Here is a 500-nt window from a genome sequence, read left to right as displayed (position 1 = left end):
TATTTTTCTATTATGGCGGTTTTCATTCCTAATTGTGCGCATCTAATAGCAGCAACATATCCACCAGGACCAGAACCAATAACGGCTACATCATATGAATTCATAAACTAATTTTTCTATTTAAAAATTGGTATACCAAAAGTACAAATGTTTTATGGTAAGGCAATGAAAAAGTGCTTTTAAAACACTTTTATGTTTTTTGTTATGTTTTAAACATATAGTTAGCTTACAAATAGCTACTCTGCCTTTCCTAATTTATTTAAAACCCATTGTAACTCAGGGTCTATGTTTTGTTGCCGGTGTTGTATGGTTGGTAAAATTTCAACATCGGGTTTTATACCAAAGCCATCGGGTTTTTGTTTATAAGGCGCTTCTATTTGCATTAAACCCATACGAACTTTTAACTGTGTATTTGGTAGTTTATAATTTTTATAAATGCCAGCTACTGTTCCATTATAGGCGCCTCCTGTTTCTTCGCCAACAAATGTTGCTCTTTTTGT

Annotated in this window: 1 protein-coding gene and 1 pseudogene; both read right to left on the bottom strand. The window is 32.8% G+C overall.

Annotated elements, in window-relative coordinates; genetic code table 11:
- Positions 1-104 (bottom strand): FAD-binding protein (locus FUA24_RS04220; protein ID WP_148540167.1); only part of this gene is annotated, 104 nt, incomplete at its 3' end.
- Between the two features lie 132 nt (positions 105-236).
- A pseudogene (locus FUA24_RS04215) lies at positions 237-500 on the bottom strand (S41 family peptidase); the annotation flags it as partial.

Source organism: Seonamhaeicola marinus (assembly GCF_008085455.1).
This window is presented reverse-complemented; position numbering and strand designations above follow the sequence as displayed.